The organism is Gordonia sp. (in: high G+C Gram-positive bacteria) (assembly GCF_052106715.1).
Taxonomy (GTDB): domain Bacteria; phylum Actinomycetota; class Actinomycetes; order Mycobacteriales; family Mycobacteriaceae; genus Gordonia.
This window is the reverse complement of record NZ_JBQEDL010000018.1, coordinates 20,428-36,582: the sequence shown is the minus strand read 5'-3', so window position 1 is coordinate 36,582 and position 16,155 is coordinate 20,428. Positions and strand designations below refer to the sequence as shown.

At 67.1% G+C, this 16,155-nt stretch carries 15 protein-coding genes, 1 pseudogene and 1 riboswitch; of the genes and pseudogenes, 15 read left to right on the top strand and 1 reads right to left on the bottom strand.

Annotated elements, in window-relative coordinates:
- Together ACTIMF_RS10860 and ribD are read left to right on the top strand one after the other, a co-directional pair.
- Window positions 1-144 (top strand): annotated as a pseudogene (locus ACTIMF_RS10860) (ribulose-phosphate 3-epimerase); the annotation flags it as partial.
- A gap of 5 nt (window positions 145-149) precedes the next feature.
- Complete coding sequence (gene ribD / locus ACTIMF_RS10855) at window positions 150-1,154, top strand: bifunctional diaminohydroxyphosphoribosylaminopyrimidine deaminase/5-amino-6-(5-phosphoribosylamino)uracil reductase RibD (RefSeq protein WP_442350301.1); 1,005 nt, start codon at window positions 150-152, stop codon at window positions 1,152-1,154.
- 5 nt (window positions 1,155-1,159) lie between these two features.
- On the opposite strand, the gene ACTIMF_RS10850 is transcribed toward ribD, so the two are convergent.
- Window positions 1,160-1,444: a LapA family protein gene (locus ACTIMF_RS10850; RefSeq protein WP_442350300.1), complete on the bottom strand. Its 285-nt coding sequence runs from the start codon at window positions 1,442-1,444 to the stop codon at window positions 1,160-1,162.
- Window positions 1,445-1,563: 119 nt separating this feature from the next.
- A riboswitch (FMN riboswitch) is annotated at window positions 1,564-1,714 on the top strand.
- Window positions 1,715-1,771: 57 nt separating this feature from the next.
- Here ACTIMF_RS10850 and ACTIMF_RS10845 point away from each other — a divergent pair.
- From ACTIMF_RS10845 to ppc, 13 genes are all read left to right on the top strand, one after another.
- Window positions 1,772-2,395, top strand: a complete 624-nt coding sequence (locus ACTIMF_RS10845) for a riboflavin synthase (protein WP_442350299.1) — start codon at window positions 1,772-1,774, stop codon at window positions 2,393-2,395.
- Window positions 2,395-3,720 (top strand): bifunctional 3,4-dihydroxy-2-butanone-4-phosphate synthase/GTP cyclohydrolase II, encoded by a 1,326-nt coding sequence (locus ACTIMF_RS10840; RefSeq protein WP_442350298.1) that lies wholly within the window; start codon window positions 2,395-2,397, stop codon window positions 3,718-3,720. The genes ACTIMF_RS10845 and ACTIMF_RS10840 overlap by 1 nt, the downstream gene beginning before the upstream one ends.
- On the top strand, window positions 3,717-4,187 hold the full coding sequence (ribH, locus tag ACTIMF_RS10835; protein ID WP_442350297.1) for a 6,7-dimethyl-8-ribityllumazine synthase: 471 nt from the start codon (window positions 3,717-3,719) through the stop codon (window positions 4,185-4,187). The genes ACTIMF_RS10840 and ribH overlap by 4 nt, the downstream gene beginning before the upstream one ends.
- Window positions 4,184-4,654: a PH domain-containing protein gene (locus tag ACTIMF_RS10830; protein WP_442350296.1), complete on the top strand. Its 471-nt coding sequence runs from the start codon at window positions 4,184-4,186 to the stop codon at window positions 4,652-4,654. The genes ribH and ACTIMF_RS10830 overlap by 4 nt, the downstream gene beginning before the upstream one ends.
- A 76-nt stretch (window positions 4,655-4,730) precedes the next feature.
- Entirely contained in the window at window positions 4,731-6,725 is a 1,995-nt protein-coding gene (gene uvrC, locus ACTIMF_RS10825) for an excinuclease ABC subunit UvrC (RefSeq protein ID WP_442350295.1), read from the top strand.
- Entirely contained in the window at window positions 6,718-7,614 is an 897-nt protein-coding gene (gene rapZ / locus ACTIMF_RS10820; protein WP_442350294.1) for an RNase adapter RapZ, read from the top strand. Before uvrC ends, rapZ begins: the two co-directional genes overlap by 8 nt.
- Window positions 7,611-8,630 carry a gluconeogenesis factor YvcK family protein gene (locus ACTIMF_RS10815; RefSeq protein WP_442350293.1) on the top strand — a complete coding sequence of 340 codons (1,020 nt, stop codon included), beginning with the start codon at window positions 7,611-7,613 and terminating at the stop codon, window positions 8,628-8,630. The genes rapZ and ACTIMF_RS10815 overlap by 4 nt, the downstream gene beginning before the upstream one ends.
- Before the next feature lie 105 nt (window positions 8,631-8,735).
- Entirely contained in the window at window positions 8,736-9,713 is a 978-nt protein-coding gene (gene whiA, locus ACTIMF_RS10810) for a DNA-binding protein WhiA (protein ID WP_442350338.1), read from the top strand.
- Window positions 9,714-9,849: 136 nt separating this feature from the next.
- Window positions 9,850-10,869, top strand: a complete 1,020-nt coding sequence (gap, locus tag ACTIMF_RS10805; protein WP_442350292.1) for a type I glyceraldehyde-3-phosphate dehydrogenase — start codon at window positions 9,850-9,852, stop codon at window positions 10,867-10,869.
- Window positions 10,870-10,871: 2 nt separating this feature from the next.
- Window positions 10,872-12,092, top strand: coding sequence for a phosphoglycerate kinase (locus ACTIMF_RS10800; RefSeq protein WP_442350291.1), 1,221 nt, complete (start codon window positions 10,872-10,874; stop codon window positions 12,090-12,092).
- The gene (gene tpiA / locus ACTIMF_RS10795) at window positions 12,092-12,898 is read left to right on the top strand and encodes a triose-phosphate isomerase (RefSeq protein ID WP_442350290.1); all 807 of its coding nucleotides are present in this window, start codon (window positions 12,092-12,094) and stop codon (window positions 12,896-12,898) included. The genes ACTIMF_RS10800 and tpiA overlap by 1 nt, the downstream gene beginning before the upstream one ends.
- A 115-nt stretch (window positions 12,899-13,013) precedes the next feature.
- Window positions 13,014-13,250 (top strand): preprotein translocase subunit SecG, encoded by a 237-nt coding sequence (gene secG, locus ACTIMF_RS10790; RefSeq protein WP_236997216.1) that lies wholly within the window; start codon window positions 13,014-13,016, stop codon window positions 13,248-13,250.
- A gap of 64 nt (window positions 13,251-13,314) precedes the next feature.
- Window positions 13,315-16,155, top strand: coding sequence for a phosphoenolpyruvate carboxylase (gene ppc, locus ACTIMF_RS10785; RefSeq protein ID WP_442350289.1), 2,841 nt, complete (start codon window positions 13,315-13,317; stop codon window positions 16,153-16,155).

The window sequence follows — 16,155 nt, the reverse complement described above, 5'->3', positions numbered from 1 at the left end:
GGCATCGCTGACTCGACGATCGAGCAGGCCGCTGAAGCGGGCGTGGACTGTTTCGTCGCCGGATCGGCGGTGTACGGCGGCGCCGACCCGGCGGCGCGGGTGGCCGAACTCCGACGCAAGGCGACGTCTGCACGGCAGGCCTGACCGTCATGATCGAGACCGCGATGCGCCGGGCCATCGCAGCGTCGGCCGCGGCCCGCGGTACGAGTTCACCGAACCCGCCGGTCGGAGCCGTGATCCTCGATTCGGACGGTCTGGTCGTCGGAGTGGGGCACACGCAGCCGCCCGGCGGACCGCACGCCGAAGTGACGGCACTACGCGCCGCCGGGGCGAAGGCCTTGGGCGGTACAGCGGTCGTCACTCTGGAGCCGTGCAATCACACCGGTCGGACCGGGCCGTGCGCGCAGGCACTGATCGACGCAGGCGTCGCGGCCGTCCACTACGGCGTGGACGATCCCGGACCGACGGCAGGCGGCGGAGCGGCGACGCTCCGGGCGGCGGGCGTCGACGTCACGAGTGGTGTACTCGAGGCGGAAGTCCGCCGCGGTCCGCTGCGCGCATGGCTGTGCAGGCACGAGTACCGGCGGCCGTTCGTGACTGCCAAGATGGCTGCGACCCTAGACGGGCGGATCGCAGCGCCCGACGGGACCAGCCAGTGGATCACCGGCCCGCGCTCGCGTGAACACGCGCATCGCGAGCGCGCCGCGGTCGATGCGATCGTCGTCGGGACGGGCACCGCGTTATCTGACGATCCGTCCCTGACCGCCCGGCGACCGGATGGATCGCTGTACGTGCACCTGCCGACCCGAGTGGTGCTCGGGCACCGAGAGGTGCCCGCGAGGGCCCGACTGCGTGACGGTACTTCGCAGTTCGTCCAGGTCGACAGCCACGATCCGCGGGCCGTGTTCGACGCCCTTCCCGATGCGCTGCACGTTCTCGTCGAAGGCGGCCCGTCGATCATCGGAGCCTTCCTCGCCGCCGATCTCGTCGACGAGCTACATGTCTATCTCGCGCCGATGATTCTCGGAGCAGGTGCCGCGGCCGTCGACGAGACGTCTGTGTCGACGTTGGCGCAGGCGCACCGCTTCGGACGTGAATCGGTGACCGAACTCGGTGACGACGTGTTCGTGCGATTGGTGCGCGCCCTCGACTGACGGAGTCATTCGCTCTGGCGGCGCCCGACGAACCACCCGACCACGAAGCCCACGAGGACGGTGACCGTCAGGGTGAGCCACAACGGCGAACTGATCGTCGCCCAACCGATTGTCAGGTCGGCCTTGTTGGTGTTCGTCACGATGAACACGACCGCGACGATCACCAGGACGATCGCGAGCCAATAGCGTTTGAGGAAGGCGACGACGTCGCGGCCCGCGTTCGGCTTGGTGGAAGCCGACCGGGATCGGGCCGAGCTGGGTGGGGTGGGAGTGGAACCGGTTGGGGACATCGTCTGACTCGCTGTCTGTCAGGTGGGCGCAGGATTCGGCCCGGCGTGAGTCCATCTAACACCGCAGGCAGGGGCTGGTGCCGGTGACACGGCGCACTCGAGTCGTGCTACCTTCGGAAGGTAGTTCTCGGGGCGGGGTGAAAGTCCCCACCGGCGGTGATGCCCGGCAACGGGTCGAGCCCGCGAGCGCCCGCACCAGGTGTGCGGGGACAGCAGATTCCGGTGTGAATCCGGAGCCGACGGTCATAGTCCGGATACGAGAGAACGACAGCGCGGTACGGTGCCGCGACCTGTCTGTCCCGAGCGCTCACGTGCAAAGGAGAGACGGTGTTCACCGGAATCGTTGAGGAACGCGGCGAGATCGTCGGCCGCGAGGACCTTGAAGAAGCCGCACGTTTTCGCATTCGCGGACCCCTCGTCACCAGTGACGCGTCATTCGGCGACTCGATCGCCGTCAACGGCGTGTGCGTGACCGTCGTCGAACTCGGCGGCACCGACTTCACTGTCGACGTGATGGCCGAGACGTTGACGCGTAGCTCACTGGATTCACTCGCCGTCGGTGCGCCAGTCAATCTCGAGCGCGCGATGGCCGCGGACGGTCGATTCGGCGGCCACATCGTGCAAGGACACGTCGACGGCGTCGGTTCAGTCGTATCGGTGTCGCCGAGTGAGGACTGGACCGTCGTACGCGTGGCGGTGCCGCGGGGCCAGGCCAAGTACGTCGTCGAGAAGGGGTCGATCACCATCGACGGGATCTCATTGACCGTCTCACGCGTCGGAAGCGACGGGGAATACGGGGACTGGCTCGAGGTGTCGTTGATACCGACGACGCTCGCCGAGACCACGCTCGGCGGGATCTCGGTCGGTGCACGGGTCAACCTGGAAGTCGATGTGATCGCGAAGTATGTCGAGCGCCTGCAGGGCGCAGGCACGGATGGAGGACAGCGCTGATGAGCGAAGACAACGAGAGCCACGTCGAGTTGGACTCGGTCGAGCGTGCGGTTGCCGACATCGCGGCGGGTAAGGCGGTCGTGGTGGTCGACGACGAGGATCGCGAGAACGAAGGCGACCTGATTTTCGCCGCTGAGATGGCGACCCCCGAGCTCGTCGCGTTCATGGTCCGCTATACGTCAGGATACCTGTGTGTCCCGTTGGAGGGCTCGGACTGCGACCGGCTCGGACTGCCACCGATGTTCGCTCAGAACCAAGACAAGCACGGAACCGCGTACACGGTGACGGTCGATGCCCGCGAAGGCGTCAGCACGGGTATCAGCGCCGCTGACCGCGCGACGACAATGCGTCTTCTGGCCGACCCGGAGGCGATCGCACACGACCTGACCCGCCCCGGGCACGTGGTGCCGTTGCGCGCTAAAGAGGGCGGCGTATTGCGTCGCCCCGGACACACCGAGGCCGCCGTCGATCTCGCAAAGCTCGCCGGACTCCGGCCCGCGGGCGCCATCTGCGAGATCGTCTCGCAGAAAGAGGACGGGTCGATGGCGCGCACCGACGAGCTGCGCGTCTTCGCCGACGAGCACGGTCTGTCCATGATCTCGATCGCCGACCTGATCTCCTGGCGACGCAGGCACGAGAAGCACGTCGATCGTATTGCCGAGGCCCGCATCCCGACCACCCACGGCACCTTTCGTGCCGTCGGGTACTCCAGTCCGTACGACGAGGCCGAGCACGTCGCGCTCGTCATGGGCGACATCTCGGGCGAAGACGACGAGGGCGAGGGCGTCCTGGTCCGCGTCCATTCGGAATGCTTGACCGGTGACGTCTTCGGTTCGCTGCGGTGCGACTGCGGCCCACAACTCGATGCGGCCCTCGAGATGGTCGCCGCCGAAGGCCGCGGCGTCGTCCTCTACATGCGTGGACACGAGGGTCGCGGCATCGGTCTCATGCACAAACTGCAGGCCTACCAGTTGCAGGACGCGGGGTCGGACACGGTCGACGCCAACCTCGAACTCGGTCTGCCCGCCGATGCCCGCGACTACGGGCTCGGCGCCCAGATCCTCGTCGACCTCGGCGTCCGGTCGATGCGGCTGCTCACCAACAATCCGGCCAAGCGCGTGGGACTCGACGGATACGGACTGCAGATCGTCGACCGTGTTCCGATGCCGTTGCGCGCCAACGCAGAGAACCTGCGGTACCTGAAGACCAAACGTGATCGGATGGGCCATCTGCTCGACGGTCTCGACGACTTCGAGGATCCGGCGGCGCTCGACTCATCGCTGATTGCGGAGTCCGGAATCCAGAAGAAGGGCGAAGGCGCATGAGCGGTCACGGCGAACCCACACTCGATCTCGACGACGCGGGCGGTCTGAAGGTCGCGATCGCGGCGTCGCAGTGGCACGAGAAGATCTGCACGGCGCTGCTCGACGGCGCAGTGCGGGCCGCGGGCCGTGCGGGCGCGACCGATCCGACGGTGGTCCGGGTAGCCGGAGCCATCGAACTGCCGGTGATCGTCCAGGCCCTCGCACGCACGCACGATGTTGTCGTGGCACTGGGCGTGGTGATCAAGGGCGGCACCCCGCACTTCGAGTACGTGTGCGACGCGGTGACCGCCGGACTGACGCGCGTATCGCTGGATGAGTCCACCCCGGTCGGCAACGGTGTCCTGACCACACTCACCGAGGAGCAGGCGCTCGACCGCGCCGGACTGCCCGGCTCGGCCGAGGACAAGGGCGCACAGGCGATGACCGCGGCCATCGCGTCCGCGCTGACCCTCCGGAAGTTGGCGTGAGCGCCGCAGATCGCGAGGCGACCGCCGACGGATGGGTGCTGGTGTACACGCCCCGCTGGATTCGGCGCGTCGCCTACTGGGTGGCGGGGGTCGTCATCGCGATCCACCTGACCTTCGGCCTGCTCCTGGATATCTCGTACACGGGTGTCGGAGTCGGCTGGTCCGACAAGATCGGTCTCATCGCCGTCGGATTCATCATCGCCGGCGCGGTTCTGATGCTGACCAGGTCGCGACTGCGTGTCGGCCCGGACGGCGTCGGGGTCCGCAATCTCGTCGGAGAACGCGTGTGGGGTTGGGACGAGGTCCAGGGCCTCGAGTACCCCGAGAAGGGCTGGTCGGCGCATCTGCTGCTGCCCTACGACGAGCACATCCCGGTGATGGCGGTTCAGGCGCGTGACGGCGAGCGCGCCGTCGAGGCGATGACGCGGTTCCGTGAACTGCAAGGTGAATACGCCCGAACGCACTGAACTGATCCTCGCGGACGCAGCCACGCGCGTCGCGGCCGACTGAGACGTGTCGGAGCATCCGACTACCCTGGACCTCGTGCCAGACCCGTCAACCTACCGCCCGGCTCCGGGAGCGATCCCGACCGATCCGGGCGTGTACAAGTTCCGCGACGCGCACCGACGCGTGATCTACGTCGGCAAGGCCAAGAATCTGCGATCTCGCCTGACCTCGTACTTCGCCGACATCACCGGACTGCATCCGCGTACCCGCCAGATGGTGACGACGGCCGCCTCCGTCGAGTGGACCGTCGTAGGCACCGAAGTCGAAGCGCTGCAACTGGAGTACAACTGGATCAAAGAGTTCGATCCGCGGTTCAACGTCCGGTACCGGGACGACAAGACGTATCCGATGCTTGCGGTGACGCTCAACGAGACGTACCCGCGTGTATTCGTCTACCGCGGCGCTCGCAGACCCGGCGTCCGCTACTTCGGCCCGTACTCGCACGCGTGGGCGATCCGCGAGACCGTCGACCTGCTGACGCGCGTGTTCCCGGTCCGGACGTGCTCGAACGGCGTCTTTCGTCGAAGCGAGCAGATGGGCAGACCGTGTCTGCTCGGCTACATCGACAAGTGCGCAGCGCCGTGTGTCGGGCGGGTCGACGCCGACGAACACCGGCAGATCGCGAACGACTTCTGCGAGTTCCTCGCCGGACGGACCGACGGCCTCATCCGCCGAATGGAACGCGAGATGGCCGGTGCCGCTGAGGAACTCGATTTCGAGCGGGCCGCACGGCTCCGCGACGACGTGTCGGCGCTCAAACGCGCCATGGAGAAGCAGGCCGTGGTCCTCGGCAGCGGGACAGACGCAGACGTGATCGCCATGGTCGGCGACGAGCTCGAGTCGTCGGTCCAGATCTTTCACGTCCGCGACGGCCGGGTCCGCGGCGAACGGGGTTGGGTCGTCGAGGTCCAGGAGAACGCGACCTCCGCCGAACAGATCGAGATGTTCCTCACCCAGTTCTACGGAGCGGAGTCGGAGATGAGCTCCGGCATCCCGCGAGAGGTCCTCGTCCCATTCCTGCCGGACGATCCGGCCCGCATGCAGGACTGGCTGTCCGAGCGTCGCGGTGCACGCGTCGAGGTCCGCGTCCCGCAACGGGGAGACAAGCGGAATCTGATGACCACGGTCGAACGCAATGCGTCCGACGCCCTCGCTCGGCACAAGCTGCAACGTGCGGGCGACCTGACGACGCGGTCTGCGGCGCTCACTGAATTGCAGGAGTACCTCGGGCTCGACGTCGCGCCGCTGCGCATAGAGTGCATCGACATCTCGCACGTGCAGGGTACCGATGTCGTCGCATCACTGGTGGTGTTCGAGGACGGACTGTCCCGCAAATCGGACTACCGGCATTACGGCATTAAGGAGGCTGCGGGCGACGGGCACTCCGACGACGTCGCATCGATCGCCGAAGTGACTCGCCGACGATTCCTGCGTCACCGGGGCGGCGATGCGGCTCCGCCGCCCGTCGACGGAGCCGAACCCGAGGCGGACACGGGGAAGAAGGCTCGCAAGTTCGCGTACCCGCCCAATCTGTTCGTCGTCGACGGCGGAGCCCCTCAGGTACACGCTGCAGCAACGGTTCTGGAGGAGCTCGGCGTGACCGATGTCGCGATCATCGGCCTCGCGAAACGGCTCGAGGAAGTGTGGGTGCCGGGAGATGATGAACCGGTGATCCTGCCACGCAACAGCGAAGCGCTGTTTCTGCTCCAGCGTGTGCGCGACGAAGCGCACCGGTTCGCGATCACCTTTCACCGCAGTAAGCGCAGCAAGCGGATGACGGCGTCGGCGCTCGACGGAATCCCGGGGCTCGGAGCGACGCGTCGGACCGCGCTGGTGACGCACTTCGGATCGGTGGCGAACTTGACGAAGGCGACTGTCGACGAGATCACGCAGGTGCCCGGTATCGGTGCGGCGACCGCACAATCGGTGCACGATGCATTGAGGGACGAAGCGAACGAAGGGAAGGCAAGCGTGGGGGACGCCGCGAGAACGGCAGGCACGTCGACACAGGAGGAACCGGTCCATGGCTGACAACGACGGACTGACCACGGTCCTGTTCGTGACCGGTATGTCGGGTGCGGGGCGGACGTCGGTGGCGAACGTTCTCGAGGACGACGGGTGGTACGTCACCGACAACGTGCCGGTCTCCGTGATCGCGCAGGTCATCGCCCAGGTCCGCGCCGAAGGCGTTCAGAATCAGAAGATCGCGATGGTGGTGCGTGCCGGCCACTCGTCGTTCGGTGAGTCGATCGCCGCCCTGCGCGACGATCTTGAGGCCGCGGGGACCCGGACGGGCATCATCTTCGTCGACGCGTCCGATGAGACCCTCGTCCGTCGGTTCGAACAGGTCCGCAGAAGACATCCGTTGCAGGGCAACGGGACTCTCGGCGAGGGGATCACCGCGGAACGCAGACTCCTCGCCGACGTCCAGTCAGCCGCCGGAACCGTCATCGACACCTCGAACCTCAGCTCGACCCGGTTGCGCGCAATCGTCGAGAGCTCGTTTCCGAACGTGGGCGGTAGCGCATTGACGGTCGCGGTCCAGTCGTTCGGATTCAAGTACGGACTGCCGATCGACTGCGACCTCGTCATCGATGTGCGGTTCCTGCCCAACCCGTACTGGATCCCGGAACTGCGCGACCACAACGGACAGGAGGCGCCCGTCCGCGACTACGTGCTGGGCCAGGAGGACGCCGTCGACTTCCTGGAACGGTACGTCGATCTCGTCGACATCGTGGCCCGTGGCTATCGGCGAGAAGGAAAGGGGTACATGACGATCGGTGTCGGATGCACAGGCGGGAAGCACCGTAGCGTCGCGATGTCCGTCGAACTCGCCCGTCGGCTTGCGGAAGCGACCGGCGACGACGGCGAGCCCGCGTACAAGGTGCAGGTGACGCACCGGGATCTGGGGCGCGAATGACGGGTGCGCACGCCGGGCGCGTCCCGCTGAAGGCCGTTGCCCTCGGCGGCGGGCACGGACTGTTCAACACGCTCACCGCCGTGCGGTACCTGACTCCCGACGTCACGGCCGTCGTCACCGTCGGCGACGACGGAGGGTCGTCCGGGCGGCTGCGCAACGAGCTCGGCGGCGTTCCGCCCGGCGACCTGCGGATGGCACTCGCGGCACTGATGGGTGCACCGGCAGCGATAGACGATCAGCTCGCTCGTGACCCCTCCAGGGCCGCCCGACACAAGCGGTGGTCCCGGATCCTGCAGCACCGGCTGGGCGGGTACGGCGCCCTGGCAGGCCACCCCGTCGGCAACCTGATGCTCGCGGGGGTCGAGGAACTCACCGGGGACATCGTCGAGGCTCTCGACACGATGGTCGACCTGTTCGCCGTCGACGGCCGCGTCCTGCCGATGGCGACGGTTCCGCTGGTCATCGAAGCCGACGTGTCCGGCCTCGAATCGGACCCGCGGATGAGCCGAGTGATCCGCGGTCAGGTGGCCGTCGCCACCACGCCTGGCAAGGTACGCCGGGTCCGGGTGATCCCGAACGAGCCCGAACCGTGTCCGGCCGCGATCGAGGCGATCATGGCGGCGGATGTGGTGACGCTTGGACCGGGATCATGGTTCTCCAGCGTCATCCCGCACGTTCTCGTGCCGGGACAAGTGGAGGCGCTCCGCGCGACGACCGCACGCAAGGTGCTGTTCGTCAACCTTGCGAACGAGCCGGGGGAGACCACCGGGTTCTCCGTCGAACGACATCTGCACGTCCTGCACGCACACGCTGACTCGATGCGGGTGGACGACGTCGTCGTCGACGCGGCTTCTGTCCCCGCCGGATCTGAGCGGGACCACCTCGAACGTGCGGCCGGATCGTTCGGAGCGCGTCTGGTCGTCGCCGATCTCGCGGTGCCGGATACACACGAGCACGATCCTCGCAAGTCGGCTCAGACCCTGGCTCGGCTGTTGGGCGCAGATCGTGACCGGTAATGTGGCCCCCATTGCACTGTCTGCCGTCCGCTCTCGTGATCGAGCACTGCAGTGCGCGCGTCGGGGGAGGATCATGTTGATTACAGGAGGGTACGACCAGTGGCGATGACCGGTGCCGTCAAAGACGAGCTGAGCCGTCTCGCGGTGACCCAGATCAGTTGCCGGAAGGCCGAGGTGTCGGCCCTGCTGCGCTTCGCGGGGGATCTGCACATCCAGAACGGCCGGGTGATCGTGGAGGCCGAAGTCGACCTCGGGAACGTCGCGCGCCGACTCAGATACGAGATCCACGAACTGTTCGGCTACGCGGCCGATGTTCACGTGCTTCGCTCCGGTGGCGCCCGCAAGAGTGCGCGGTACATCCTGCGCGTCACAAAAGACGGCGAAGGCCTTGCCCGGCAGACCGGTCTGCTGGACATGCGCGGACGTCCGGTGCGGGGGCTGCCCGCACAGGTCGTCGGCGGCACTGTCGGCGACGCCGAGGCTGCGTGGCGCGGTGCATTCCTGGCGCACGGCTCGCTTACCGAACCCGGTCGGTCGTCCGCTCTCGAGGTCAGTTGCCCCGGGCCCGAGTCGGCACTGGCCCTGGTCGGCGCCGCCCGCAGGCTCGGCGTCACGGCGAAGGCCCGAGACGTCCGCGGTGCGGACCGCGTAGTGATCCGCGACGGCGAGGCGATCGGTGCGCTCCTCACCCGGATGGGCGCGCACGACACGCGTCTGGTGTGGGAGGAGCGCCGCATGCGGCGCGAGGTCCGGGCCACCGCGAACCGGCTGGCGAATTTCGACGACGCGAACCTGCGTCGGTCGGCCCGCGCCGCCGTTGCCGCCGCGGCCCGAGTCGAACGAGCGCTGGAGATACTGGGCGACGAGGTGCCCGACCACCTGGTCGCCGCGGGGAGCCTGCGCGTCCAACACCGTCAGGCCTCGCTGGAGGAACTCGGTCAGTTGGCCGATCCGCCGATGACCAAGGACGCCGTCGCCGGACGGATTCGCCGTCTGCTGTCGATGGCCGACAAGAAAGCGCGCTCGGAGGGGCTGCCCGACACAGAGTCGGCCGTGACCGCAGATCTGATGGACGACGCGTAAGCGTCACCGTGTTCGCCCCGTGGGAGTCGTCACACCCGAGACCACCTGGTGACCTCGGGTGCGGCGCACACTACGCTGGGAGCCAACGAGTCGTGCGACAACCGCGGCTCTTCACACACCGCTAAGGAGCTCAACAGTGACTGTTCGCGTAGGCGTCAACGGCTTCGGCCGTATCGGCCGTAACTTCTTCCGCGCCGTCGAGGCGCAGAAGGCGCTGGGAACCACCGACATCGAGATCGTCGCGGTCAACGACCTGACCGACAACGCCTCGCTCGCACACCTGCTGAAGTTCGACTCCATCCTCGGCCGCCTGCCCCAGGACGTGAGCCTGGAAGGCGACGACACCATCGTCGTTGGCGACATGAAGATCAAGGCCCTCGAGGTCAAGGAGGGGCCCGCTTCGATTCCGTGGGGCGACCTGGGCGTCGACGTCGTCGTCGAATCGACCGGCATCTTCACAGCGCGGGCCAAGGCTCAGGGCCACCTGGACGCAGGCGCCAAGAAGGTCATCATCTCCGCTCCCGCGTCCGACGAGGACATCACCATCGTGATGGGTGTGAACGACGACAAGTACGACGGCAGCCAGAACATCATCTCGAACGCGTCGTGCACCACGAACTGCCTCGGCCCGTTGGCCAAGGTCCTCAACGACGAGTTCGGCATCGTCAAGGGCCTCATGACCACGATCCACGCCTACACGCAGGACCAGAACCTGCAGGACGGCCCGCACAAGGATCTGCGTCGCGCCCGCGCAGCCGCCATCAACATCGTGCCGACCGGCACCGGTGCGGCCAAGGCCATCGGCCTGGTCCTGCCCGAACTCAAGGGCAAGCTCGACGGGTACGCGCTGCGCGTGCCGATCCCCACCGGCTCGGTCACCGACCTCACCGCGAACCTCGCGAAGAAGGCGACCGCCGACGAGGTCAACGCCGCGATGAAGGCTGCCGCCGAGGGCCCGCTGAAGGGCATCCTCAAGTACTACGATGCACCGATCGTCTCGAGCGACATCGTCACCGACCCGCACAGCTCGCTGTTCGACTCGGGTCTGACCAAGGTCATCGACGACCAGGTCAAGGCCGTCTCCTGGTACGACAACGAGTGGGGCTACTCGAACCGCCTCGTCGACCTCATCGGTCTCGTCGGGAAGTCGCTGTAAACATGGCGGTACGTACACTCACCGACCTCCTCGCCGAAGGCGTCGAAGGTCGCGGCGTCCTGGTGCGCTCGGACCTGAACGTTCCGCTCGACGGCTCGACGATCACCGATGCCGGCCGCATCGTCGCGTCGGCTCCGACGATCACCAAGCTCGTTGAGGCCGGGGCGAAGGTCATCGTGACCGCACATCTCGGTCGGCCGAAGGGCGAGCCGGATCCGGCGCTGTCCCTCGCTCCCGTCGCCGCACGCCTGTCACAGGAGTTGGGCCGCAACGTTCAGCTCGCGGGCGACGTCGTCGGCAGCGATGCGCTGGCTCGCGCAGAAGGACTCACCGACGGTGACGTGCTGCTGCTGGAGAACATCCGCTTCGATCCGCGCGAGACCAGCAAGGACGACGCCGAGCGGGCCCAGCTCGCCGCGGCGTTGGTCGAACTGGTCGGCGACGACGGCGCGTTCGTCTCCGACGGCTTCGGCGTCGTGCACCGCAAGCAGGCGTCGGTCTACGACGTCGCGAAGGCCTTGCCCGCATATGCGGGCGACCTGGTCGCCACCGAGGTCGACGTGCTGGCGAAGATCGCAGGCGATGACACCGAGCACCCGTACGCGGTGGTCCTCGGCGGATCGAAGGTCTCGGACAAGCTGGCTGTCATCGAGGCGTTGGCGCCGAAGGTCGACACCTTGGTGATCGGTGGCGGAATGGCGTTCACGTTCATCAAGGCACAGGGCAGCGCGGTCGGCGACTCGCTGCTGCAGGAGGACATGATCGACACGTGCAGGGATCTGCTCGACAGGTTCGGCGACGTCATCCATCTCCCGCACGATGTGGTCGTGGCCGACAAGTTCGCGGCGGACGCGTCGACGACGATCGTGAAGACGGCCGACGGCTTCGACAACGGAATGGGCCTGGACATCGGTCCGGGCACCATCGAGCGTTTCGCCGCCGTACTGACCGGTGCGAAGACGGTGTTCTGGAACGGACCGTCCGGTGTGTTCGAGTTCGAGAAGTTCGCGGCAGGTACCCGTGGCGTGGCCGAGGCGATCGCCCAGGCGACCGCCACCGGAGCTTTCTCGGTGGTCGGCGGCGGTGACTCGGCAGCAGCTGTGCGCGCCCTCGGGCTCGCCGACGAGGCGTTCTCGCACATCTCGACCGGTGGCGGAGCGTCGTTGGAGTACTTGGAGGGCAAGGAACTCCCGGGCCTGTCCGTTCTGGGGGTGAACTCCTGATGGCGGCCACGAGCGCACAGGGCGGCCGCAAGCCGCTCATCGCGGGTAACTGGAAGTGCAATCTGAACCATCTCGAGGCGATCGCCCTGGTGCAGAAGATCTCGTTCGCGCTTCCCGAGAAGTACTTCGAGAAGGTCGACGTGACGGTCATCCCGCCGTTCACCGACATCCGCAGCGTCCAGACCATCGTCGACGGCGACAAACTGCTGCTTACCTATGGTGCGCAGGACGTCTCCGAGCACGATTCGGGCGCCTACACCGGTGAGATCAGTGGTGCGTTTCTCGCCAAACTCGGCTGCACGTTCGCCGTTGTCGGGCACTCGGAGCGGCGCACGCTGCACGGGGAGTCCAACGAGACCGTCCTGGCGAAGACCACGGCGGCGCTCAAGCACGGTCTCACCCCGATCGTTTGTATCGGCGAGGGCCTGGATGTCCGCGAGTCCGGCGAGCACGTCGCGTACAACGTGGAGCAACTCAAGGCATCGCTGGAAGGCCTGACCGCGGCCCAGATCGCCGAGGTCGTCGTCGCATACGAACCGGTGTGGGCCATCGGCACCGGACGGGTGGCGAGCGCTGACGACGCACAAGAGGTGTGTTCGGCCGTGCGCACGGCCCTGACCGACCTGGCAGACAAGGCGACAGCCGACTCGGTACGCATCCTCTACGGCGGCAGCGTCAACGCGAAGAACGTCGGCGAGATCGTCGGCAAGGCCGACGTCGACGGTGCACTCGTCGGAGGCGCATCGCTCAAGTCGGACGAGTTCGCTGCGCTCTCGGCCGTCGCGGCCGGCGGGCCGTTGCTCTGATCGGCAATCACATCGCGTAGACTGTGGCGGGTTGCTTCCATGCGGAGCGACCCGCCACAGTGCTTTTCCGGCGGCCACCAGGCCGCAACCCACAGACTGACAGGACCATCGACTCGTGACTCTCGCGCTCGACATCGGCTTGATCATCACCAGCCTCCTGCTGATCGTGCTGGTTCTGCTTCACCGGGCCAAGGGCGGCGGCCTCTCGTCGCTGTTCGGCGGTGGCGTCCAGTCGAGCCTCTCGGGCTCGTCTGTCGTCGAGAAGAACCTCGACCGGCTCACGATCTTCGTCGGGCTGCTCTGGGTGATCCTGATCATCGGCATCGGTCTCGACATCAAGTTCGGCGCCTGACTCGACTCATCTCACCGCGCGTGATGCGCTGCTGAGACCTGCGGCTCCGAGTACGTTGGGTGCCATGGCATCCGGTGCGAACTCTGACCCCATCCGTCGCGCGATCTGGACTCCGATGGTTGACCGCATCGTCGTCGAGGACTCTGGTCGTGCCGCGACCGAACCGTTGCGCGACGACATCCGATACCTCGGTGGTCTACTCGGCGACGTCATCCGAAGCCAGGCGGGGGACGAGGTTTTCGACCTCGTCGAGAACTCCCGGGTGGACGCCTTCGGCATCAGGTACGCCGACGTCACCCGCGACGACCTCGCCGGGCGCTACGACGGGCGGCGGGTCGAGGACCTGATGCCCGTCATCCGGGCGTTCACCAGCTTCGCCCTCCTGGCCAATCTCGCCGAGGACCTCCATCGCGAGCGACGGCGCCGGATTCACGTGCTGGCGGGGGACCAGCCGCAGGCCTCGTCGCTGGGAGCGACGTTCGCCCGACTGGCCGCCGCCGGTCTGTCCGACGATCGGGTCGGCGAAGTACTCCGGGATGCCCACGTCGTGCCCGTGATCACCGCCCATCCCACCGAGACCAGACGGCGCAGCATCTCGGACGCGCAGAACCGCATCACCGACCTCATGCGCCGGCGCGGACGTCGCGAACTGACGGCCGACGAGGACGCGGCGATCACCCGAGACATCTCCCGCCAGATCCTGATGTTGTGGCAGACGGCTCTGATCCGCATGCGTCGGCTCACGATCAGCGATGAGATCACCACCGGGCTGCGCTATTACGACGCCTCGTTCTTCGAGGTGGTTCCGGCCCTGAACAACGATGTGCGGGCGGCGCTCCAAGACGTGTTCCCGTCCGCGGGGATCGAGTCGATGTCGATCGTCGCCATGGGGTCGTGGATCGGCGGCGACCGCGACGGCAATCCGTTCGTGAATGCCGACATCGTCGCCGAGGCGACGACCTCCGCCGCCCGAACCGCCATGCGACATCATCTCGACGAGCTCGCGCGCCTGCACCAGGAGCTCGCGATGTCGGTGCGCCTGGTCCAAGGGGTGACCGACGACCTGACGGCGCTCGGCGCGGGATTCGCGCCCGAGTACCCCGACGGGATCGACGACGAACCGTTCCGGTCCGCGGTCACCGCGGTCCGCGCACGGCTCCTAGCACGCGCCGAACAGACTCTCGGAGCGGATTTCGTCGTGCCCTCTGAGCGCGAGCTGGCGTCGGCGTCGGCACCGTACGCGGACGCCGCCGAGTTCCTCGCCGACCTCGACGTCATCGATGCGGCCCTGCGCGCAGCCGTCGACGACGCCATCGCCGACGACCGGCTCGCGTCACTGCGGGAGGCCGTGCGCACCTTCGGCTTCCACCTTTCCGGACTGGACATGCGGCAGAACTCCGACACTCACGAGGATGTCGTCACCGAACTGCTCGCGTGGGCAGGCGTCTGCCCGGACTATGCAGCGCTCGACGAGTCGGAGCGGGTACGTGTACTGGTGGCCGAGCTGACCTCACGCCGTCCGCTGACCGGCCCCGACGCGCATTTGAGCGAGCTGGCGACCAAGGAGCTCGGTGTCGTCCGCGCCGCGGCCGCGGCCGTCGATCGGTTCGGGACCCGGGCCGTACCGGACTACATCATCAGCATGTGCCAGTCGGTGTCGGACATGCTCGAAGCGCTGATCCTCCTCAAGGAGGCCGGACTCTACGACGCCGGCGACGGGGCGCCGTCGTGCAGCGTGCGGGTGGTGCCGCTGTTCGAGACCATCGAGGATCTCCAGTCCGGTGCCCAGATCCTCACCGACACCCTCGCGCTGGACTTCTATCGCACCCTCGTCCGCAGCCAGGGAGACACCCACGAAGTGATGCTCGGGTACTCTGACTCCAACAAGGACGGCGGATACTTCGCCGCCAATTGGGCGCTCTACCGCGGTGAGCTCGACCTCGTGGAGGCCGCGCGATCCGCAGGCGTCCGACTACGACTGTTCCACGGTCGAGGCGGGACGGTCGGTCGAGGCGGCGGACCGAGCTACGACGCGATCCTCGCGCAACCGCCCGGTGCGGTCCAGGGCTCACTGCGCCTTACCGAGCAGGGCGAGATCATTGCAGCCAAGTACGCCGAACCAGTCGGGGCCCGCCGCAACCTCGACTCGTTGGTCGCGGCGACCATCGAGTCGTCCCTCCTGGACGTGGAAGGACTCGGCGACGACTCGGAGGAGGTGTATCAGGTCTTCGACGAGATCGCCACGGCAGCGCGAAGCGCATACTCCTCACTGGTCCACGAGACACCTGGCTTCGTCGAGTACTTCACATCGTCGACGCCGCTGTCTGAGATCGGTGCACTGAACATCGGGAGTAGGCCGACATCGCGCAAACAGACCACTGAGATCTCCGATCTTCGTGCCATCCCGTGGGTCCTGTCGTGGACGCAGTGCCGGGTGATGTTGCCCGGCTGGTACGGCACCGGCAGCGCGTTCTCGGCGTGGGCGGGCGACGACCCGGACCGGATCGCCACCCTGGCCGACTACTACCGGCGGTGGCCGTTCTTCCGGTCGGTCATGTCGAATATGGCGCAGGTGCTGGCGAAGAGCGATATGGGTCTGGCCTACCGGTACGCCCGACTCGTGCCAGACGAAGTATTGCGGGAGCGGGTGTTCTCGATGCTCGTCGATGAACACGAACGGACGATCGCCTGGTGCGCGAGGATCACAGGAAGCGAGGATCTGCTCGCCGACAACGATGCGCTCAAACGCTCGGTGTACAACCGGTTCCCGTACCTGGAGCCGCTCAATCTGCTCCAGGTGGAACTGCTGCGCCGTTTCCGAGAAGGCGAGGACACCCCGCGGATCCGGCGCGGGATCCAGCTGACGATGAACGGTCTGGCCACGGCGCTGCGCAATAGCGGGTAA